Below are 20917 nucleotides of genomic sequence, written 5' to 3'. Positions count from 1 at the left end.
GGGTCGGGCCCCGGCGCCAGACTGTTAGACGGGCTCATGCGGCCCAGAAGAAGCTCCGGCGTCGGCGGGCAACCCACCCCCATTTTCACGCCTGTGTGGCGTCACCGGAAGGGAGAGGGGGACTGTTGGGGGATCGAAAGGGGGCGGGCCCCCTTGGGAGGCGCTGCCCGGATCCCAATCGGCGCGAAGCGCCCCGTTGTGGAGGGCCACGCCGCGCGAGGAGCGCGGACGGCCGGGGGTCAGCCGAAGTCGCGGCGGCGCAGGGCGAGTAGTCCCGCGCCCAGGAGCAGGGCCACTTCCCGTACAGCGGGCCGGCGACCGACATCAGGGCCGCGAAGGCGCTGGCCACGTACGGGACGCCGCCGCTGCGCCAGGTCGCGAGCACCTCCAGCCGGGGTTCGACGGAGCTGCCGCCGAGGCCCTGGAAGAAGGTGTTGCTGCCGATGAGCTCGGTGTAGATGACCTTCAGCTCGGGGGTGCCCATGGTGCGGTTGACGTAGGACACCATCACCAGGCCCAAGGTCACGATCAGCAGGATCCACTCGTATAGGTGACGTCGTGGTCGGTGGCGAGGTAACCGAGGAAGGCGGCGGGGTCGAAGGCCTGGGCAGGGGTGAGCGTGCCGGCCCGAGCCCCATCGGTGACGAGGCGGCGGGCGCCCTCGACGGCGATCACCGCGGTCATGCCGTAGCCGTCGAGGCCGGTCACCCAGCCCCGGGCGCGGGTCCCGTCATGGGCGACGGCCTCGGCCATCATGAGCCAGCGCGACGCGAGGCGGGCCTGCTCGTCCGGGGTCTCCGGAATCGTGTCCACGACGTCCGCCGTCAGCGACGAGAACAGGTCGGCCACTTGGGTACGGATCACGCTGTGCACCCGCCCGGCGTGTACGTGCCGCGGCACGGTGACCACGCCGGGCAGCGCGAAGACACTGACCGGAACCTCACCGTCCGCACCGGGAACGACGAGTGAAGCCGGGCTGCCGCCGGTGACGTGGTGCCAGTCGCCGTCCGCATACTCCAGGGCCTCCTCAGCGAAGACCGCCGCCATCGACCGCGCCGTCCCCCGAGAGGCCGCCCCGGGCGCCCGCAGATCCGCGATCAACATCTCGGCCACGCTCTCCACCCCGAGGCGGGCGGCCGTCAGGTGCGCGATCATGTCCCCGGGTCCGCCGTCGTCGGCCATGGTCGGCACCACCGTCACCCCGGCCCGCTCCGCGTCCTCCCCGAACCCGTCCAGCACCCGCCTGATGTAGTGCTGCTCCCCCGTGGTGTCCAGGTAGTGCACCCCGGCCGTGATCGCCGCCCGGATCACCGGCTCCCCCAGCAGCGTGAACGGCCCCGCGCAGTTGATCACGACGGCGCAGCCGCGGAGCGCGTCCGCGAGTGCCGCCGGCCGGTCCAGCGCGGCGACCCGGATCTCCGCCCCCGGCACGCCCGCCTCGACCGCGGCCTTGCGCAGGCGTTCCTCGTCCCTCCCCACCAGCACCGGCGTGAACCCCCGGCGGACCACCTCCGCGACGGTGAGCCGACCTGTGAACCCACTCGCCCCATGCACGGCGATTCTCATCCCGTCCTCCTCGGACCGTGTCAGCGGTCGACGCCCCTGCGCCGACGTGCGCACCACGACGCTAGGAGCAGGGGCCGGCCCGCTCCCATGTCCCGGGATCCGGAGATCATGTCCGATCGTTCAGCCACCGCCGCCGAGGGAGCCCCGGGGATACTGTGTAAGGCATGGACGTGCTCAGCGACGCCGTCGCCACCATGCGCACGGGCCGGCCGCACGCCTCGCGCACCCGCCTGCGGGCACCCTGGGGCGTACGTTTCCGCCCGCAGCATGGCGCCGGGTTCCACATGATGCTGCGGGGCGAGTGCCTGCTGCTGCCCGTGCGCGGGGAGCCGATCGAGTTGAAGGCCGGCGACGTCGTGTTCCTGCCACGCGAGCTGGGCCACGGCCTCGCCGACGCGATCACGACCCCGCTGGCGCAGGTACGTCCCGGAGCCCACGGGGACGGGCCGGTGACCGAGATGTTGTGCGGCGCGTACCGGCTGGACCAGGCCAGGCTCCACCCGCTGCTGACCGAGTTGCCCGACGTCATGCGCGTCCCGGCCACCGACTCTCTCCGGGGCGCGATCGACCTGCTCGATCGCGAGCTCGGCGACGCCCCTGGGCCGGGCTCCGACGCGGCCACCTCCGCCCTGCTCGACGTCCTGCTGCTCTACATGCTCCGGGCCTGGTACGAGAGCCGCCCCGGCCACGAGACCACCGGCTGGGGCGCCGCCCTGCGCGACCCCCAGATCATGGAGGCGCTGCGGGCCATCCATCGACGGCCGGCGCACCCGTGGACGGTGCAGTCGCTGGCGGCCCTGGCGGGGCTGTCCCGGACGGCGTTCGCGCAGCGGTTCACCGCGACGGTGGGGTCGCCGCCGCTGGCATACCTGACGTGGTGGCGGATGACCACGGCCGCGCAGTTGCTGCGCGACTCCGACCTGCCGCTGCGTTCGGTGGCCGAGCGGACCGGCTACGCGACGGAGTTCGCGTTCGCCAAGGCGTTCAAGCGGGAGCTCGGCACCGCTCCCGGCCGGTACCGCGGCATGAGCGACGCGGGGTGACCATGGACACGGGCACGCTCGCGCACGGACTGCCGTACTACACGGTCGGTGCGGGGAAGCCACTGGTGGTGCTGCGGTGGTTCACGCCGGACCACGCCAATCCGACAGGGTTGGCGCTCAGGATGGAGCACAAGACGATGGATCCGCTCGGGCGGCATTTCCACGTCTACGCGGTCAACCGGGCGCCGGGGATGCCCGCGGGCACGACCATGGCCGGCATCGCCACCCAGCACGCCGAGGCTCTGGCCGAGCGGTTCGGCGAGCCCGTGGACGTGCTGGGCATGTCGTCAGGCGGGTCGCTGGCTCTGCAGCTGGCCGCCGATCATCCGGAGGTCGTCAGGCGGCTGGTGGTGGCCGGGGCGGCGTACACGCTGCCCCCGCGTACCCGCGAGGTCCAGCGGCGCTACACAGAAGCAGTGGCGGCAGGGCGGCGCGGCGCCCACCATCAGGCACCCATCGTCGGCAGGACCGCGCTCACCAGGGCGCTGTTCCGGCCCCTGCTCTGGCTCGCCGACCCCCTGATGCGGCCGGCGAACCCCTTGGACATGTTGCACTTCGCCCAGGCCGAGGATTCCTTCGACGTACGCGACCGGCTCGCCGGCATCACGGCGCCCACGCTGATCGTCGGCGGCGAGCGCGACCTGGCCTACACCGTGCAGCTGTTCAAAGAGACGGCCGAGGCGCTGCCGGACTCCTGCTTGATCATCTATCGGGGGACGAGTCACATCGGGACGTTCGGCCACCCGCGGTTCGCCGGCGACGTGGCGGAGTTTCTTGGCTAGACCTGGTTGGGGAGCGCGCCGCCGTAGCGCCGGTCACGCTTGGCGTAGATCTCGCACGCATCCCATAGGTCCCTGCGGTCGAAGTCCGGCCACAGCCGGTCCAGGAACACCATCTCGGCGTAGGCAGACTGCCACAGCAGGAAGTTGGAGAACCGCTGCTCCCCCGACGAGCGCACGAACAGATCCACCTCGGGGATCTCCGGCTCGTCCAGATAGCGTGCGAACACCTTCTCGTTGACCTTGCCCGGCTTGACCCGCCCGGCCGCGATGTCCTGGGCCAGCTTGACCGCCGCCTCGACGATCTCGGCCTGCCCGCCGTAGTTGACACAGAACTGCAGCGTCAGCTTGCGGTTGGAGACGGTCATCTCCTCGGCGGTCTGCAGCTCGGAGATCACGCTCTTCCACAGCCGCCCCGGCCGGCCCGCCCAGCGCACGCGCACGCCCATGGCGTTGAGCTCGTCGCGCCGCCGCCTGATCACGTCCCGGTTGAAGCCCATGAGGAAACGCACCTCGTCGGGCGAGCGCTTCCAGTTCTCCGTCGAGAACGCGTACGCGCTCAAATAGGGGACGCCCAGCTCCAGCGCTCCCTCGATGACGTCGAACAGGGAGGACTCGCCTGCCTTGTGCCCCTCGGTGCGCGGCAGCCCGCGTGCCTTGGCCCAGCGGCCGTTGCCGTCCATGACGATGGCCACGTGCCGGGGCACCAGGTCACGCGGGATCGGCGGCGGCGTCGCGCCGGACGGATGCGGGGACGGAGGTCTGACGTTCACGCAAGCTCCCTTTCGACGTGTCGCAGAGAGCGTATTCCGTGTTCGAGGTGCCATTGCAGATATGCGGCGACCAGCCCGCTGCACTCGTTGCGGTGGCGCGAGTCCGAGGCGTCGGCGGTGGCCCAGTCGCCCCGCAGCAGCGCCGTCATGAGCCCGATCGTCTCCCCTGCCGGCACCGCCGAGCCGGCCGGCTTGCACGCCCCGCACACCACGCCGCCGGCGACGATGGCGAACGCCCTGATCGCCGGCGCCTGGCACTTGGCACACGCCTCCAGCGCCGGCGCGTAGCCTGCCACGGCCAGCGAGCGCAGGAAATAGGCGTCCAGCACCAGCCTGGGCTCGTGCTCCCGGTCGGCGAGCGTGCGCAGCCCGCCCACCAGCAGCAGGAACTGCCGCAGCGCCGGCTCCTTCTCCCCGTGCGTCAGCCGGTCGGCCGTCTCCAGCATCGCCGTGCCGGCGGTGTAACGGGGGTAGTCGGCGGCCAGCGCCTCACCGTAGGGCCTGATCGTCTCCGCCTGCGTGACGACATCGAGCGTGCGGCCGGTGTGGAACTGCAGGTCCACGTGGGTGAACGGCTCCAGCCTCGCCCCGAAACGCGACGTGGTCCTGCGCACGCCCTTGGCCACCGCCCGGATCTTGCCGGTGCGCTTGGCCAGGACGGTGACGATGCGGTCGGCCTCGCCGAGCTTCTGCGTACGCAGAACTACGCCTTCGTCACGGTAAAGACTCACTAGGACATCTTACGGCTGGACCGGGGACGAGTTACGGGCATGCTCTGATGACGCGACTTTACGTGACCCTCACTAGACTTTGACATCTGTCCCCGCATTACCCGTTGTTCAACCCCCCGCTACCGTCTCGAAAGGGAGTCATGACCCGCGTGGTCCTGCTGGGCGCCTCGCCCGGCCCCGACACCTCTCCGACCGGCCTGAGGCTGGCCGCGCTGCCCGGCGATCCCACCGTGGCCGAGCGGCTACGCAGCCAGCTCACCTCCCTCGATCCACGGCCCGCCGTCATCCCCTCGGACGACGTGGCCGCCGCACTGCGAAACCTGGCCGACGTGGCAGAGACCGCAACGGAGAGCCTGCTCATCATCCCGGAGAACTCGGTCGTCCACGACGAGCTGATCTACCAGATCACCAAGACCAAGCGCGGTGCGCTGGCGCTCGTCGCGAAAGAGCCGCGACCGGATTCGACGGAGGAGGAGGCTCAGGAGGACAGCGTCCCCATCGACGAGGCTGAGCCGGAGATCGGGCAAAGCCGGGTCGAGGGACTGCCCGTGCGCTCCCGCGTCGGCAAATCGCGCGTGGTGTCCGTCGGCACCGCGGCCCACGCCGTCACCAGGCCCAACGCGGTGATGCTCGGCCCTCTGCACCTCAGCGCGCGCAACGCCCCCATCCTCGCGCAGACCTGCCGCGAGCTGGCCGCCATGGCGCACACCTTCGGCCCGGACGACGACCTGGTGCAGCTCGTCGTGTTCGGCCTGGTGCGCAACGGCGTCTCCGTCGGCGTCCGCGGCCGCCGCGACCTGTTCTACCGCCGGGTCACCACCCAGGAGGAAGTCAACGAGGCCGGCGGCGAGATGGCCGGCATGGACGAGGACGGCGCCCGGCTCAACAACGCGGTCAAGGGCGCCGACGGCTTCTTCACCACATACTTCGTCTCCACCTACTCCCGCTTCATCGCCCGCTGGGCGGCCCACCGCGGGTTGACACCCAACCAGGTGACGATGATCTCGATCGCGCTGGGTGTGGCCGCAGCCGCCTGCTTCGCCACCGGCGACCGCCCCTGGATGGTGCTGGGCGGCGTGCTGATCTACTTCGCGTTCGTCTTCGACTGCGTCGACGGGCAGGTCGCCCGCTACGCCCGCAAGTTCGGTGTGCTGGGGGCCTGGCTGGACGCCACGTTCGACCGGTTCAAGGAATACGTGGTCTTCGCCGGCCTGGCCGTCGGCTACGTGATCGCCGGCAACAGCGACGACATCTGGATCCTGGCGCTGGCCGCGCTCGGCCTGCAGTCGGTGCGTCACCTGCTCGACTTCTCCTTCGGCGCCTCCAATCGCCGCAAACCGCCCGCGCAGCTGCCCACGCTGCCGCTGAACGCGCCCGACGACCGCGCCCTGCGCCAAGCCCTCGTACGCCGCAAGGTGGAGCGCAGCCAGGGCCTGCGGGGCCTGCTCAAGATGTGGACCAAGGCCGGCAAGTTCCGCTCCGTCCACTGGGCACGCAAGATGATCGTCTTCCCCATCGGCGAGCGGTTCGCGGCCATCGCGATCACCGCCGCCCTCTTCGACGCCCGGATCACCTTCCTCACCCTGGTGATCTGGGGCTCCGTCGCCGCCGCCTACACCCTCACCGGTCGCCTTATGAGGTCGCTCGTATGATCACCCAGCCGCAGGCCATGGCCACCCCCACGCCGGACCCCGACGAAGGACGCCGCCGCATCCAGACCGCCCGTCTGCTCGCCTACCGCGACGACGGCCCGCTCACCCACGCCCTCGCCCCCCGGCTGGGGCAGGGCCTGCCGCCCGTGCCGGCCACGCTCGCCGCACTCCTCGCCATCGTCGCCGTCACGGCCGCGGGACTGCTGCAGTCCGGCCCCATACTGCTCCTGCCGGTGGCGATCGCCCTGGTTCTCATCCTGCCCACGGCGCCGCGCGACCATCTGGGCCGCTTCGACTGGCTGACGCCGCCACTGCTGCGCGGCACCGAGTTCCTCGCCATGATCGCGATCGGCCTCGCCGCCGGCGCGCCCAAGTGGTTGTTGTTCGTGCTGGTGTACGTCGTGGGCTACCACACCTACGACACCGTTTACCGGACGCGGCAGAGCATCTGGCCGCCCGCGTGGGTGTTCCACGCGGGGCTCGGCTGGGAGCTGCGGCTGCTGATCATCGGTGTGGGCGCTGCGCTCGACATCGTGACGCCCGTGCTGGCGGTGCTGACGGCGTACTTGTTCGTGTTGTTCGCGGTGGAGAGCGTGACGAGCTGGGTCCGCCTGGACAAGGCGTCGGCCCAGGCCGGCGCCGACGCCGAACAGGACCTGGAGGCCTCCCCCGAGGATGCCCTGGAGCAGGCCACCGGCGAGGCCGAGAAGGGGTAATTTTCCTTTTCGTCTAGTTTTGGGCGGCGCCGCTGATCTCTAGCGGCGCCGCCCTTCGCTCTGTGACGTCGCGGCGGGGGGCGCGTGTTCGGCCTCCTCAGCGGCGCGCCTCCTGCGAGAGCGCGTCGTCGGGACGATCGCGGCCAGGTTGGCGGCGGCGACGAGCACGCCGCCGGCCAGCGCCAGCACCGTCACCCCGGTGAGTCCGGCCAGCGGCGCCGCCACCGCAAACCCGAACGGCCTGGAAGCGAACGAGATGAGCTGGTCGAACGACCGCACCCGCCCCAACGCCGATTCCGGAATCTCATCGGCCACGACCGTCTCCCACAGCGGGCTGAGCACCCCCAGCCCGAACATCGCCACGAAGTACGCCCCCGCCAGCACCGGGGCGGGCGCCGTCATGGCCAGGGCCACCATGGGCAGCAGGTAACACGCGGCACCGAGCTGCACCACTGCCAGCGGCCTCCGGATGGGCAGCCGAGGAGCCGCGAACACGCCCAGGACCAGACCAACCGTGCCGCTCTGCACGATCACCATCCAGCTCGCCTCGCCACCCAACTCGTGCACGGCGGCCACCGGGCCGAGCGTGAGGAACAACCCGGCCATGAAGTGCCACACGCCGTGCCCCAGCACGCAAGCCAGGAACCACGGACGCTCCCTGATCTCCCTCCATCCCTCGACCAGATCCCTGCCGAACGAGGAGGCCGCACCCCGCTCGACAAGACGCCTCCCGGACGCGGCGGACGTACGACCTGGGGCAGACGTACGAGAATCTGTGTAAGCCGTGTGGATACCGCCAAGGGTCAGCGCCGAGCAGGCGAACAGCGCCGCCGTGAGCGCGGCCGCCCAGCCCGGACCGGCGGCCAGCGTGATCGCGCCCGCCAGCGCCGGAGCCACCACCGCAGACAGGCTCGTCGCCACGCCGATCCGCGCGTTCATCCGCAACCGGTCCGGCCCGGGCACCACCGCGACCACCAGCCTCGGCACGGCCGGGCTGCCGAACGCGATCGCCACTCCCGCCACCGCCGACAGCAGCGCCAGATCGAGCAGACGGTTCACTCCGAGCAACAGCTCGACGGCTATGGCCACCTGCGACAGGCACCGGGTCAGGTCAGCGAGCAACACGACCCGCTGGGGCCGGATCCGGTCGGCCAGCACCCCACCCACGGGGAGGAACAGCAGCAGCGGCACCAGCTCGCTCGCCAGCACGGCGCCCAGCGCCGCGCCGTCTCCGGTCATCCGCAGCACCGCGAGGGTCAGGGTGGTGGGTATGAGAGCGGTGGCGAGCGCGGACAGGCTTCGCCCAATAAGCAGTCGGTTCATCACAACGAAGCACAATATTTCGCCAGCGAATGTTTCGTCAACAAAATACTCGCTGCCGTATGATCGGTCGCATGAATGACTCGGTCGATCGCCACCTGGCCCGCTGGCGCGGCAAGGCGCCCTTCGACGAGCAGGTGGAGGCGATCGTGACGCGGATGCAGGTCCTCGTTAAGCACCTGGCCCACACCAAGGAGGCGGCACTGAGGGAGGTGAGCATGCAGGACTTCGAGTTCGAGACGCTGCACCGGCTGGTGGCGCGCGGCGGCTCGGCCACCCCGACCGAGCTCGCCACGGACCTCCTGCTGTCCCCGGCGGGGATGACCGGGCGGCTGGACACGCTGGAGCGATCCGACCTGGTACGGCGGGTGCGCAGCGCGGAGGACCGGCGGCGGGTGGACGTCGAGCTCACTCCCAAGGGCCACGACCTGTGGATGGAAGCGATGACGATCCGGGCGGAGGTGGAGGCGAGCATGGTGAACGCCCTCACCCCGGCCGATCAGGTCGTCCTGGACGGCCTACTCAAGAAACTCCTCGTGAAGACAGAAGCCACCCGCTAACCCCACCGGCGCCCTCATCCCTGAGGAAACCCGCCCCACCCACCGACCGACCGCCGACATGACGTCCGCGGACTCCGTTTGCCTGTATCGCGGGGCGCACGCGCGCAGAATCGCCAATCGTCGGCGTCGCCCCGACTCGGGAAGGGAGCGCATAGTCTGGGGTTCAGGCAGATCCGGGCCGGGGTCCGGTCCGGCCGGAGCCAGGAGACGCGGATGGCGTTCTTGTCGCGGCTGTTCAAGCGGGGCGATCCGCTGGCCGAGCGCGAGGAGGCGCGCCGGCTGGGGATGCGAGACGCCCGCCGGCATCCCTTGGGCGAGTTCACGGATCCGGACTACCAGCCCGCGTACGTCACAGAGATCCGGGCCCGAGCCCGCGAGCAGATCACCGAGGTCGACCGGCGGCTGGCGGCCGCCCGTACGGTGCTGCTGGAGCGGGCGACGGGGGCGCGGGAGGTGATCCTGCGGGAGTTAGGCAGGAGCGACACCCTGCCGGAGCCGGCCGCGCACGTGAACGGGCACGGCCCGGCGGCCGATCAGGACAACCGGCCGGTGGACGCGTTCATCTCGATCGCGGAGGCCAGGGCGCGGCGGGCCGAGGCGCGGCGGCGGGCCGTGGTCGAGGAGGCGAACGCCAACGTGCAGCGGGCCAGGGCCCGCATCGAGCAGCTCAGCCAGGAGTGGGAGAGCGCGCTGATCGAGCGCGACCACGAGGTGGAGGCCGTGCATGCCAGGGCCGAGCAGCTCATCGCCGCATACAAGGGCGGCGTTCTGGAGGCCCACCCGCGCAAGGAGGAGATCCCGTCCCTGTGGAAGGGCGAGGTCATCGCGATGGAGGCGACCGGTGACACGCCCGCGGCGAGCTCGGGGCGGGAGGAGATCGGGCGGATCCTGCGGGAGGTGGAGGGCCGGATCGAGGTGTGGCGGGCGGAGGTGATGCCGCGCGAGTTGCCGGCGGGTGCCTCTGCCACCAGTCCCGCTTCCGATTCCGGGCCAGGTGGTTCGGGGCAGGTGGATGCGTCCTGGCGGGGAGAGCGTCATGGCGAGGGCACGTGATGGCGGAGGGCACGTGATGGCGGAGGACGGTGGCGGTGAGGGCGCTCATGGGCGGCGCGCGATCTTACGCCCGCACGCCCGGTGCGGGACAGTGCGTCGGCTGGGGGCGGTGCTGGGCGGACTGCTGCTGGTGGTGACCGGGGTGGCGGGGTGTGGCACCGAGGCGCGCTCCGTCTGCGGCGTGATCGTCGACTCGACCAGCTACGCCGAGCCGGCCACGTCCCGGAGCGACGTCACCTCCAAGCTGCCCCCCTTCGTCCAGAACTGCGACTGGATCAGCTTCGCGGCGGTCACGGGCAGCTCGGAGAGCAGCACGTGCCGCCAGGACCCGGTCTCCATCGCCGCCACCCGGGCGGAGAACCCCAACGAGAACCCGGTCGTCGAGGACCGCGTCAGGGCCCACCGCATCAAGGAGGTCCTGCCCAGGGCGGTCCAATTGTTCGACTGCCCGACGGAGGGCCAGGGTTCTGACGTGCTCGGCGCCCTGCGCTACCTGGTCAAGCAGCTCAGCGCCCAGCGGCAGCCGGACAAGGCGCACGAGATCATCGTGTTCAGCGACCTGATCAACAACCGGGGCGACCTGGACATCAACAAGCTGGACCTGAACGAGAACGCCCGCAAGCAGAAGATCAAGGAGCTGCGGGACACGCGGTTGCTCCCCGACATGACCGGGTATTCGGTGGTCGTCCACGGTTTCCTGCGGGAGAAGACGTCGAGCCCTGACCGGTTCCCACTGCTCGAGGCCTTCTGGCGGGAGGCCTTCGAGTCGGCGGGCGCGACGACAGTCGATCTCCTGTAGATCGGCAGTGGAGAGCGCTCTCTAGTACTCCGCAAGGCCGCAGCACAGCCGTTGCGGAAGATTGACAGCAAGTAAACCCTGTGTTCACATCGTTGAGAGAGCGCTCTCTCACGCCTCCGGCACCCCCCAGGAGCGAAACGATGACAACAGCAAGCAGACAGCGACGGCGCCTGGCGGCCGTGGGCGTGGTGCTCACAGCGCTCACCGGCCTGCTCGTCCAGGTGGCCGTCGGCGCCTCGGCCGCCGTCCCGCCCACCCCGTCCGGCTGGTCCCTGGTCTGGTCCGACGACTTCAACGGCAACACCGGCGCCCTTCCCTCGTCGACCAACTGGATCATCGACACGGGGCACTCGTACCCAGGCGGCCCGGCCAACTGGGGCACCGGCGAGATCCAGAACTACACCTCCAGCACCTCTAACCTCAGCCTCGACGGCGCAGGCAATCTGCGCATCACCCCTCTGCGCAGCGGCTCGGGTGAGTGGACCTCGGCCCGCATCGAGACCAGGCGCGCCGACTTCAAGCCCGCTGACGGGCGCATCCTGCGCATCGAGGGCCGGATCCAGATGCCCAACGTGACCGGCGACGCCGCGCTCGGCTACTGGCCGGCGTTCTGGGCGCTCGGGTCGCCGTACCGGGGGAACTACTGGAACTGGCCGGGCATCGGCGAGTTCGACATCATGGAGAACGTCAACGGCATCAACTCCGTCTGGGGCGTGCTCCACTGCGGCGTCAACCCGGGCGGGCCGTGCAACGAGACGACCGGCCTCGGCGCCAGCCGCGCCTGCCCCGGCTCCACCTGCCAGTCGGCCTTCCACACCTACCGGTTCGAGTGGGACCGTAGCGTGAGCCCCAACCAGCTTCGGTGGTACGTGGACGGCCAGCAGTTCCACAGCGCGAGCCAGTCCCAGTTCGACGCCACGACCTGGACCAACATGACCGGGCACGCCGGCTACTTCCTGCTGCTCAACGTGGCCATGGGCGGCGCGTTCCCGAACGCCCTCGGCGGCCAGACCCCGACGGCGGCCACCGTGCCCGGGCGTCCCATGGTGGTGGACTACGTGGCGGTGTGGCAGAGCGGCACCACCACGCCGACCACCCCGCCCGGCGGCGTGGACGCCCGCTCCACCATCCAGGCCGAGCGATACCAGGCCCAGTCGGGCACCATCGTCGAGACCACCACCGACACGGGCGGCGGGCAGAACGTCGGCGCCATCTCCAACGGCGACTGGCTGCGCTTCGACGGGGTGAACTTCGGCACTGAGGCGGCCAGGCAGTTCAGGGCCAGGGTGGCCTCGGGAGCGGCGGCCGGGGTGAGCGGGCTGGTGCAGGTGCGGCTGGACAGCCCCACGGCTGCGCCCATCGGCGACTTCGCCCTCGCCAACACCGGCGGCTGGCAGAGCTGGCGCACGGTGCCCGCCAACATCACGGGCGTCACGGGGACGCATACCGTCTACTTGACCTTCAGCAGTGGTCAGCCGGCCGACTTCGTCAACGTCAACTGGTTCACGTTCTCGACCTCTTGACGTTCTCGAAGAGGCCCGGGAAGACCTTGGAGACCTTCGACAGCAGGTACTCGCCGTACGTGCCCGTGAAGTCCACCTGGCCGTCCCAGCGGTGGCCGGGCGCGTACGGCAGGGGCGGCACCTCGTCGTCCCAGCCTGGGTCGAAGAAGAACGGGAAGCTGAGGCGCTCGTTGCCGCTGCGGTTGCGTACCCGGTGCGGGGTCGAGCGGTATTGGCCGCCGGTGAGCTTGTCGAGCATGTCGCCGATGTTGCAGACGAACGTGCCCGCCAGCGGCGGCGCCTCGACCCACCCGCGCGGGGTGCGGACCTGGAGCCCGCCGTTCTCATCCTGCAGGAGGAGGGTGAGCAGGCCGTAGTCGGTGTGCTCCCCCACGCCCCAGGTGTCGGCGTCGTCCGGCGGAGCGGGCGGGTAGTGGAAGATCCGAAACAGGATGGTCGGGTCGGCGGTGTAGCCGGTGCGGAAGTACCCCTCGTCCAGGCCGAGGCTCAGGGCGACACCCGACATGAGGGACTGGGCGAGCGCGGTCATCCCGTCCAGGTATTCGAGCACGGCGTCGCGCAGCTCGGGGACCTGGGTGGGGAAGAGGTTGGGCCCGTGCAGCGGGAGCGGGCCGGGCGGATCCTCGGCGCCGAAGTAGATGCCCTCCTTGAGATCGGGGCGCCCGGAGGTGAGCTCCCCACCGACGGGGAAGAACCCGCGCCAAGCCTTGCCGCCCTTGTCCATGGAGATCTCGGCCTTCGCCTCCTCGGGAAGGGCGAAGAAGCGCCGGCTCGCCGCGTCGAGCCGGGCAAGCAGCTCAGGCGGCACGCCGTGGCCGGTGACGTAGAAGAAGCCGCTGTCCCGGCAGGCGGCGCCGATGGCGTCCGCGACGGCACGCTTGCCGCGATCCGGGGCGTCGGTGAGGAGGGGCTCGATATCGATGACCGGCAATTCGCTCACCACGCCATTGTTCTACAAATTGCGCGATTAGCATCGAAGGCAGGACCCTCGCTGGAGGCCCGATGCGCTTATTACGCCGCAAGCAGGACGAGTCATTCGAACCTGGCCAGGTCACCCGCATCACGCCTGCTGTGGCGTACGACGGCGACCTCTACCGCCTGCCCGACTGGCCGCAGCGCCGCCGCGAGGAGCGCGAGCTCGGCCGTACGCACGCCGCCGACGGCCAGATCGACACGCTGACGCTCCAGACCGGCAGCGTGCCGCGCTTCCACGAGCTTGAGGACGAGCGGCTGGCGGAGCTGGCCGAGCTCGACGAGCGCACCGAGCAGGAGATCCAGCGGGCGCGGGCCGAGTTCGAGTCCCAGAAGATCAAGCTCGCGGAGTCGCAGCGCACGTTCGGGGAGACACGCAAGGCGCTGGAGGACAGCCAGCGCCAGGTCACGGAGCTGGAGCAGCCGAGCAGGCGGCCTGGCGACGGCCGGCCCAGCTCGATCGCGATCTCCGGCAGCCACTGGCCGCTGATCCGCCGCTGGCTGCCTGCCGCGCTCCTGCTGCTGCTCCTGCTGATCGTCGAGGTCCCGATCCTCTACCAGGTCATCCTGAGCTGGGGCGACAGCATCGCGATGACCGCGCTCCTGGCCGCGGGCGCGGCGCTCATCATGCTGGTGGCGCCCCACATGTACGGCAGGGCGTTCCGGTCCTGGCAGGAGCACGGCAGCTCGGCCAAGGGCCGCTGGCTGCTGATCGGGGTGGCGCTCGTCTGGCTCGGCCTCATCGTCGCCGTCGCCGTGCTCCGCAGGGACGCCCTGGTCAAGCCGTTGATCGTGGATGGTCAGGAAATCGGCCCCACGTCGGAGGGCGTCGGCCAGCTGCCCACGATGATCCTGCTGCTGGCTCTGCTGATCGCCACGGCGCTCATCGCCGCCGACCTGGGACGGCGGATGCACAACCCCAACGACCGACGGCTGCGGGAGCTGAGGGCCAAGCGCGACGCCGAGTCCGCCGCCAGCGCTGCCGCCCAGGCCGCCTACCAGCACGACGCCGGCTACGCGGAGAGCATCGCCCAATACCTGCAGGCCGTGGACCGCCGCAAGGCCAGCCGGCTGCGCCAGCTGGACAGCGGCTTCGACAGCCTGGCCACCGCGTACCTGGGCGGGGTGGTGGAGGGGCTCAAGGACCCGGAGGCGGCCAGCTGGGCCGAGCGCATCGTGCTGCGCCGCCGCACCCGCTCCTGAGCTGTGGCGCTCAGGTGGAGTCGCGGATCACGAGGCGGGTGGGCAGGATGACGGACTCGGTGTGGCGGCCCTCCAGGCGGGACAGCAGCAGCCGGGCGAGCGCCAGCGCCTGCTCGGCGACTGGGACGCGGACGGTCGTGAGGCCGGGTGTGGTGGCCGAGGCGGCGTCGATGTCGTCGAAGCCGACGATCGCCAGGTCTTCCGGCACCCGCCGCCCGGCCTCCCGCGCCGCCTGGAGCGCTCCGATGGCCAGCTGGTCACTGGCGGCGAAGACGGCGTCCAAGGCGGGCTGGTCGGTCAGGAGCTGCCGGGTCGCCGCCGTGCCGGACGAGCGGGTGAGGTCGGCGGGTGCCAGCAGCGGCTGCCGGCCGGCCTGCCGCATCGCGGTCCGGTGACCGTCCAGCCGGTCCTGGACGGCGACCAGGTCCATGGGGCCGCAGATCATGCCGATGTGGCGGCGGCCTCGGGCCAGCAGGTGCTCGGTCGCGGCCTTCGCGCCGCCGGTGTTGTCCACGTCCACGTACGGCATCATCGAGGCGATCGCCGGCTTGCCGAGCAGCACGATCGGCACGCCGGTGCGGGAGAGGCGCTCGGCCAGCGTGTCGCCTCGGTCCGGTGGCAGCAGCACCACCCCGTCCACCAGGCCTGCCTCCACGTGCTGGACGATGCGCCGGTGGCTTTCTGCCGTGTCGGCGAGCATGAGCGTGATCTGCTTGCCGGCGCCCACCAGCAGGCTGGTCACGTACTGGACGACGGCCGCCGTCAGCTGGTCGCCGCCCTGCCGGGGGACGGACAGGACGAGCGCGATCGAGTTGGTCCTGCGGGTGACGAGGCTGCGGGCGGCGGCGTTGGGCACGTACCCGAGCTCCTTGACCGCGCGCAGCACGGTCTCGCGCACCTCGGGGCTGACCGACGCCTCGCCGTTGACCACACGCGAGACCGTGGCGCGGGAGACGCCGGCGCGGGCGGCCACGGTTTCGAGGGTGGGCCGCTTCGGGCGGGTCTCGGTCAGGCCGTTGCGCTTGATGACGTCGCGGTACCACAGCGCGCTGTCCTTGAGCCGCCGTTTCTGGGTGGCGAAGTCGACGTGGACGAGCCCGAACTTGCGCTGGTAGCCATCGGCCCATTCGAGGTTGTCGAGCAGCGTCCAGACGAGGAACCCGCGTACCTTCGCGCCGTCCTGGACGGCCGCCCGCACGGCGCGCAGGTGCTCCTCGATGAAACTGATGCGTTCCACGTCGTGAATGCCGTCGCCGGTCACCACGTCGACGAAGTCGGCGCCGTTCTCGGTGATCATCAGCTCGGTGTCGGGGAACTCCGCAGTCAGGTGGCGCAGCAGGTGGGTCAGGCAGCCGGGGACGATGGGCCAGCCCATGGCGGTGACGGCGGTGGGGACCGTGCAGAACAGCACCCCCTCGCTGCCTGGGTAGGCGGGGTCGGCGGGCTCGCTGGGCTGGGCCTGCACGACGAGCGGGGTGTAGTAGTTGACGCCGAGCAGGTCGATCGGCTGGGCGATGAGCTCCAGGTCGCCGTCGCGCACGTGGCCGAGCCCTGCGGTGCGCTCGATGATCGGCAGCAGCTCGGCGGGGTACGCGCCGCGCAACAGCGGCTCCAGGAACTGCCGGTTGGCCAGCGCGTCGATCCTGGCCACGGCCTCGGCGTCCTCGGCCGACAGCGGCCGCGCGGCGTCGCTCACCTGGCCGGGCGTCAGGACGGGCGAGAGGTTGAGCACGACGCCCACCTTCGCCGCCCCGGCCGCGCGCAACGCCTGGGCGCCGAGCCCGTGCGCGAGCAGTAAATGGTGGGCGCTGCGGAAGGCGTCAGCGGCCGATTTCCGGCCCGGCGCGTGAATGCCGGAGCCGTAGCCGAGAAAGGCCGCCACCCATGGCTCGTTGAAGGTGAACCAGGTGTCGACCCGATCCCCCAGCCGGCCGGACACGGCGGCGGCGTAATCGGCAAAATGGCGGGTGGTGTCCCGGGACGGCCAGCCACCGGCGTCCTCCAAAGCCTGCGGCAGATCCCAGTGGTAAAGCGTCGCATACGGCGTGATGCCCGCGTCGAGCAGCTCGTCGAGCAGCCGGTCGTAAAAATCGAGCCCGGCCGCGTTCAGTTTCCCAGAACCGTCGGGAAACACCCGCGGCCAGCTGATGGAAAATCGATAGGCGGCCATTCCGAGGTCTTTCATCAACCGCACGTCTTCGCGATAGCGGTGGTAATGGTCGCAGGCATCGGCGCGGTCGGCGGAAAAGGTGTCCCAAATGGACGGGCCGCGGCCGTCGGCGGAGGTGGCCCCCTCGATTTGGAAGGCCGACGTCGACACTCCCCAGACGAAGCCCTCGGGGAAGATAGCGGTACTCATTCTGGCGAAAGTCCTCCGGTGAAACGACAGAGCGTCCAGTCTCCCGCGCACCGCTCGTCGCGCGCCAGCCTGGCCAGGCTGTATACAGAGCGCGTGGAACTGGACCGGCTCGATCGTGACATCATCGCGGCGCTCGTCGACGACGCCCGCTCGACCTACGCGGAGATCGGCCACCAGGTGGGGCTGAGCGCGTCGGCGGTCAAGCGGCGGGTGGACCGGCTGCTCGACAGCGGGGCGATCACCGGGTTCAGCGCCGTGGTGTCGCCGCAGGCGCTCGGCTGGACGACCGAGGCGTATGTGGAGCTGTTCTGCCAGGGCAAGACCAAGCCGTCGGACATCGCGCTGGCGGTGGCGAAGTTCCCCGAGGTGGTGGCGGCGGCCACGATCACCGGCGAGGCGGACGCGTTGCTGCACATCAGGGCGACGGACGTGCGGCATGTGGAGCGCGTGATCGAGCGCATCGCGGCGCAGTCCTTCGTGGTCAGGACCAAGAGCTCCATCGTGTTGTCGCGGCTGGTCGAAGCCCCTCCGGGGGTCGTACGCAATGAATCGCACACCACCGGCTGAGAGACGCAACAGACCCGCGCGAACACGCAATGCAACGGCTTGGCCTGCATAAACATACATTCTTAGGCTGTCTCCGTCCCCTCGATCAGGGACATCCGCCCATAAATCTCGACGGAGACCTGCATGCCCAAACACTTCCTCATGTGCCGTCCGGAGTACTTCACGGTCGAGTACGCGATCAACCCGTGGATGCATCCCGAGACCGGCGCTGACCGCGACGTGGCGGTCCGGCAGTGGGAGGGACTCAAAGCCGCTTATGAGGAGCTCGGCCACCAGGTCAGTCTGATCGACCCGATCGAGGGGCTGCCGGACATGGTGTTCGCCGCCAACGGCGCGCTGGTCGTGGGCGGGCGCGTCTACGGCGCCAGGTTCGCCTACCCGCAGCGCGGTCCCGAGGGCCCGGCCTACCTGCGGTGGTTCGCCGAGCACGGCTACCGGGTGCAGGCGCCGCAGCACGTCAACGAGGGTGAGGGCGACTTCCTCACGCTCGACGACGTCATCCTGGGCGGCACGGGCTTCCGCACGGAGGTGATCGCCCACCAGGAGGCGCAGGAGTACCTGGGCCGCCCGGTGATCTCGCTGACCCTGGTCGACCCTCGCTTCTACCACCTCGACACGGCGCTGTTCCCGCTCGACGGGCACAACGTCGCCTACTACCCGGAGGCCTTCTCCGCGGGCAGCCGGGAGGTGCTGCGCCGGATGTTCCCCGACGCGGTGCTCGCCACCGCCGAGGACGCCGAAGTGCTCGGCCTGAACGCCGTCAGCGACGGCACGAACGTGGTCATCAACGCCGAGGCCTCCAACCTGCAGTTGGAGCTCAAGCGCCGCGGGTACGAGGTCATTCCGGTCGACCTCTCGGAGCTGCGTAAGGCGGGCGGGGGCCCCAAGTGCTGCACACTGGAGATCAGGGGGGAGAACTGACATGACCAGCAGCGCAGAGCTGATCGAGCTCAGCGAGCGCCGCAGCGCGCACAACTACCATCCGCTGCCCGTCGTGATCCACGAGGCCGATGGCGCCTGGGTCACCGACGTGGACGGCAGGCGGTATCTGGACTGCCTGTCCGGCTACTCGTCGCTCAACTTCGGCCACGGCAACCCGAAGATCCTCGAGGCCGCCCAGGAGCAGCTGCAGCGGCTGACCCTGACCAGCCGTGCCTTCTACCACGACCAGTTCGCGCGGTTCTGCGCCGGACTCGGCGACCTCACGGGCAAGGACATGATCCTGCCCATGAACACCGGCGCCGAGGCCGTGGAGACCGCCATCAAGGTGGCGCGCAAGTGGGGGTACGAGGTCAAGGGCGTGGAGCCCGACCTCGCCAACATCATCGTGATGGAGAACAACTTCCACGGCCGCACCACCACGATCATCAGCTTCTCCACCGACCCTGACGCGCACGACAACTTCGGGCCGTACACGCCGGGCTTCCGCATCGTGCCGTACGGGTCCATCGCCGCGATCAGGGACGCCGTCGACGCCAACACCGTCGGCGTGCTGGTCGAGCCGATCCAGGGCGAGGCCGGGGTGCTGGTGCCGCAGGACGGCTACCTGACCGACATCAGGGAGCTGTGCACGGCCGAGGGCATCCTGATGATCGCCGACGAGATCCAGTCGGGGCTGGGGCGGACCGGGCAGACGTTCGCGTGCGACTGCGAAGGCGTCGTGCCTGACATCTACGTCCTCGGCAAGGCGCTCGGCGGCGGCGTCGTGCCCGTGTCGGCCATCGCGGCCAACCGGGACGTCCTCGGGGTCATCCATCCAGGACAGCACGGGTCCACGTTTGGCGGGAACCCGCTGGCGTGCGCGGTCGGCAACGCGGTCATCGAGATCCTCAACACCGGCGAGTACCAGGCCAGGGCCGCCAAGCTCGGCGAGGTGCTGCACGCCCGGCTGCGCGAGCTGATCGGCAAGGGTGTGATCGAGGTGCGCGGGCGGGGGCTGTGGGCCGGTGTGGACATCTCTCCTGATCTCGCCACGGGTCGTGAGGTGTCGAAGGCGCTGATGAAGCGGGGTGTGCTCGCCAAGGACACCCATGGGTCCACGATCCGGCTCGCACCGCCGATCGTCATCTCCGAGGAGGACCTCCTCTGGGCGATCGACCAACTCGCCGATGCCCTCTACGACCTCAAGAACCAACACCCATAACTGCATTCTTCTTGTTTTACGGCTTCGCCGGCTGGGCCCAACCACCGTACGTGGCTGGGCCCTGTCCAGGGAGACGGTCCTCTGGTTTACGGGGTCGGGCGCCGTTACGGCGCACGGCCACCGGCCACGTGGTCATTCGTCGGCCGGGAAGTCCTTCGGTGGATCGTTGGCCATCGAGGGCTGCTCACTCTGAATGGGGTCCTCGCGCCGCAGGGGCTCCTCCGCCGGCAGGGGCTGGTTGGGTGGCGTGCGCTTGACGTCCGGGGGCGAGGGCTCCGTGGTGGGGAAAGGCTCCTCCCTGGGCGGGGTGGACGAGGGCTGCGGCTCGGCGGAGGCGCAGCCTGCGCTGGGCCTCAGGCACATCCTGAACACCCACCACTGTGCCGGTCCTCTCTCATGCGGTCATCCTGTTGTTGACCGCACGCCGGAGTCCGGTTCCCACTATTTCGTGAGCCGCCAGGCTTCCAAGCCGTCGGGAGCTCCGTCCCGGGTGAAGCCCGCCGCCTCCAGCTCGGTGACCAGGCGCTCCCGTGCCGGCCAGTGGCTCTCGGAGACCACCACGTCCTCGCTGATCACCACGCCGCGCTGCTTCACGCGGTAGAAGTAGCGGGTCTTGGCCGTCTCGCCGGTGACCGCGAGCACCTGACCCGCGATCTCGTACGTGTGCCTGCCGACCTGGTAGGTGCCTACGACCTCAGGTTCGCCCGGCACGGGGGTGGCCCGCTCGCGCCAGTTGAACAGCAGCAGCCCGCCCGGCTCCAGCTGCCTGCGCAGCACCCGCCACAGCTCTGCCCGCTGCTCGGCGTCGAAGCTGTGCAGCACCGAGATCATCACGATGGCCTCGACGGGCTCGTCGGCCTCCGCCTCCAGCGCGCCGCACGGCAGCACGGTCACCCGGCTCAGCGCATCGGGGTCCTCGGCCAGCCGGTTGAGCAGGACGGAGCGCATGCCGAACGACGGCTCGACGGCGTAGACCTCCGCGGGCGTCTCCCGGAGGATCACCCGGGTGATCAGGCCGGTGCCGGCGCCGATCTCCATGACGCTCCGCCGCACGCCCTTCAGCAGGGGTGGCAGTAGCTCGCGGATCATCGGGACGTGCCCGTCCTCATGCCACAGGTCGTAGAACGGCACGGCGAGCGAGTAGTGGTCTTCATCCAT

The 20917-nt window shown here is 70.3% G+C and carries 21 protein-coding genes; 12 read left to right on the top strand and 9 right to left on the bottom strand.

Annotated elements, in window-relative coordinates; all coding sequences use genetic code 11:
• Positions 1–85: 85 nt before the first annotated feature.
• Together ACTWPT_RS56795 and ACTWPT_RS56790 are read right to left on the bottom strand one after the other, a co-directional pair.
• Entirely contained in the window at positions 86–526 is a 441-nt protein-coding gene (locus ACTWPT_RS56795) for a hypothetical protein (RefSeq protein ID WP_443185884.1), read from the bottom strand.
• A 2-nt stretch (positions 527–528) separates the two neighbouring features.
• Positions 529–1566 (bottom strand): saccharopine dehydrogenase family protein, encoded by a 1038-nt coding sequence (locus tag ACTWPT_RS56790; protein ID WP_443185883.1) that lies wholly within the window; start codon positions 1564–1566, stop codon positions 529–531.
• A gap of 164 nt (positions 1567–1730) precedes the next feature.
• On the opposite strand from ACTWPT_RS56790, the gene ACTWPT_RS56785 reads away from it, so the two are divergent.
• Positions 1731–2609: an AraC family transcriptional regulator gene (locus ACTWPT_RS56785; protein WP_443185882.1), complete on the top strand. Its 879-nt coding sequence runs from the start codon at positions 1731–1733 to the stop codon at positions 2607–2609.
• A 2-nt stretch (positions 2610–2611) separates the two neighbouring features.
• A complete protein-coding gene (locus ACTWPT_RS56780; RefSeq protein WP_443185886.1) occupies positions 2612–3391 on the top strand; it encodes an alpha/beta fold hydrolase in 780 nt (259 codons plus the stop codon).
• Here ACTWPT_RS56780 and ACTWPT_RS56775 read toward each other — a convergent pair.
• The gene (locus ACTWPT_RS56775; RefSeq protein WP_443185881.1) at positions 3388–4161 is read right to left on the bottom strand and encodes an isoprenyl transferase; all 774 of its coding nucleotides are present in this window, start codon (positions 4159–4161) and stop codon (positions 3388–3390) included. The two genes, ACTWPT_RS56780 and ACTWPT_RS56775, sit on opposite strands and share 4 nt — an antisense overlap.
• On the bottom strand, positions 4158–4892 hold the full coding sequence (gene recO, locus ACTWPT_RS56770; RefSeq protein ID WP_443185880.1) for a DNA repair protein RecO: 735 nt from the start codon (positions 4890–4892) through the stop codon (positions 4158–4160). Before recO ends, ACTWPT_RS56775 begins: the two co-directional genes overlap by 4 nt.
• Before the next feature lie 140 nt (positions 4893–5032).
• Between recO and ACTWPT_RS56765 the strand changes: the two genes are divergently transcribed.
• On the top strand, positions 5033–6544 hold the full coding sequence (locus ACTWPT_RS56765; RefSeq protein WP_443185879.1) for a CDP-alcohol phosphatidyltransferase family protein: 1512 nt from the start codon (positions 5033–5035) through the stop codon (positions 6542–6544).
• A complete protein-coding gene (locus ACTWPT_RS56760; protein WP_443185878.1) occupies positions 6541–7260 on the top strand; it encodes a DUF5941 domain-containing protein in 720 nt (239 codons plus the stop codon). The genes ACTWPT_RS56765 and ACTWPT_RS56760 overlap by 4 nt, the downstream gene beginning before the upstream one ends.
• A gap of 39 nt (positions 7261–7299) precedes the next feature.
• Here the strand turns inward: ACTWPT_RS56760 and ACTWPT_RS56755 are convergent, their stop codons facing one another.
• Positions 7300–8583, bottom strand: coding sequence for an MFS transporter (locus ACTWPT_RS56755; RefSeq protein WP_443185877.1), 1284 nt, complete (start codon positions 8581–8583; stop codon positions 7300–7302).
• A gap of 71 nt (positions 8584–8654) precedes the next feature.
• Here ACTWPT_RS56755 and ACTWPT_RS56750 point away from each other — a divergent pair, with 71 nt between their 5' ends.
• The 4 genes from ACTWPT_RS56750 to ACTWPT_RS56735 all read left to right on the top strand — a co-directional run bounded on the left by ACTWPT_RS56750 (position 8655) and on the right by ACTWPT_RS56735 (position 12515).
• On the top strand, positions 8655–9140 hold the full coding sequence (locus ACTWPT_RS56750) for a MarR family winged helix-turn-helix transcriptional regulator (protein ID WP_443185876.1): 486 nt from the start codon (positions 8655–8657) through the stop codon (positions 9138–9140).
• Between the two features lie 213 nt (positions 9141–9353).
• Positions 9354–10193, top strand: a complete 840-nt coding sequence (locus ACTWPT_RS56745) for a hypothetical protein (RefSeq protein WP_443185875.1) — start codon at positions 9354–9356, stop codon at positions 10191–10193.
• Complete coding sequence (locus ACTWPT_RS56740; RefSeq protein ID WP_443185874.1) at positions 10177–10992, top strand: vWA domain-containing protein; 816 nt, start codon at positions 10177–10179, stop codon at positions 10990–10992. Before ACTWPT_RS56745 ends, ACTWPT_RS56740 begins: the two co-directional genes overlap by 17 nt.
• A 140-nt stretch (positions 10993–11132) precedes the next feature.
• Entirely contained in the window at positions 11133–12515 is a 1383-nt protein-coding gene (locus tag ACTWPT_RS56735) for a glycoside hydrolase family 16 protein (protein WP_443185873.1), read from the top strand.
• On the opposite strand, the gene ACTWPT_RS56730 is transcribed toward ACTWPT_RS56735, so the two are convergent.
• Complete coding sequence (locus ACTWPT_RS56730; protein ID WP_443185872.1) at positions 12496–13455, bottom strand: isopenicillin N synthase family dioxygenase; 960 nt, start codon at positions 13453–13455, stop codon at positions 12496–12498. The two genes, ACTWPT_RS56735 and ACTWPT_RS56730, sit on opposite strands and share 20 nt — an antisense overlap.
• 62 nt (positions 13456–13517) lie before the next feature.
• On the opposite strand from ACTWPT_RS56730, the gene ACTWPT_RS56725 reads away from it, so the two are divergent.
• Complete coding sequence (locus ACTWPT_RS56725) at positions 13518–14690, top strand: hypothetical protein (protein ID WP_443185871.1); 1173 nt, start codon at positions 13518–13520, stop codon at positions 14688–14690.
• Positions 14691–14700: 10 nt separating this feature from the next.
• Here ACTWPT_RS56725 and ACTWPT_RS56720 read toward each other — a convergent pair whose 3' ends face one another.
• Positions 14701–17049 (bottom strand): GH1 family beta-glucosidase, encoded by a 2349-nt coding sequence (locus ACTWPT_RS56720; RefSeq protein ID WP_443185870.1) that lies wholly within the window; start codon positions 17047–17049, stop codon positions 14701–14703.
• Between the two features lie 93 nt (positions 17050–17142).
• Here ACTWPT_RS56720 and ACTWPT_RS56715 point away from each other — a divergent pair, with 93 nt between their 5' ends.
• From ACTWPT_RS56715 to rocD, 3 genes are all read left to right on the top strand, one after another.
• Positions 17143–17616, top strand: coding sequence for an Lrp/AsnC family transcriptional regulator (locus ACTWPT_RS56715; protein WP_443185885.1), 474 nt, complete (start codon positions 17143–17145; stop codon positions 17614–17616).
• A 123-nt stretch (positions 17617–17739) separates the two neighbouring features.
• On the top strand, positions 17740–18537 hold the full coding sequence (ddaH, locus tag ACTWPT_RS56710) for a dimethylargininase (RefSeq protein ID WP_443185869.1): 798 nt from the start codon (positions 17740–17742) through the stop codon (positions 18535–18537).
• Position 18538: 1 nt separating this feature from the next.
• Positions 18539–19759 (top strand): ornithine--oxo-acid transaminase, encoded by a 1221-nt coding sequence (gene rocD, locus ACTWPT_RS56705; RefSeq protein ID WP_443185868.1) that lies wholly within the window; start codon positions 18539–18541, stop codon positions 19757–19759.
• A gap of 132 nt (positions 19760–19891) precedes the next feature.
• Here the strand turns inward: rocD and ACTWPT_RS56700 are convergent, their stop codons facing one another.
• On the bottom strand, positions 19892–20122 hold the full coding sequence (locus ACTWPT_RS56700; protein ID WP_443185867.1) for a hypothetical protein: 231 nt from the start codon (positions 20120–20122) through the stop codon (positions 19892–19894).
• A 78-nt stretch (positions 20123–20200) separates the two neighbouring features.
• On the bottom strand, positions 20201–20917 hold the full coding sequence (locus tag ACTWPT_RS56695; protein ID WP_443185866.1) for a class I SAM-dependent methyltransferase: 717 nt from the start codon (positions 20915–20917) through the stop codon (positions 20201–20203).

The organism is Nonomuraea sp. 3N208, from assembly GCF_052245935.1.
Taxonomy (GTDB): Bacteria; Actinomycetota; Actinomycetes; order Streptosporangiales; family Streptosporangiaceae; genus Nonomuraea.
Note: the sequence above shows the minus strand (reverse complement) of the source record. Positions and strands in the feature narration are given on the sequence as shown.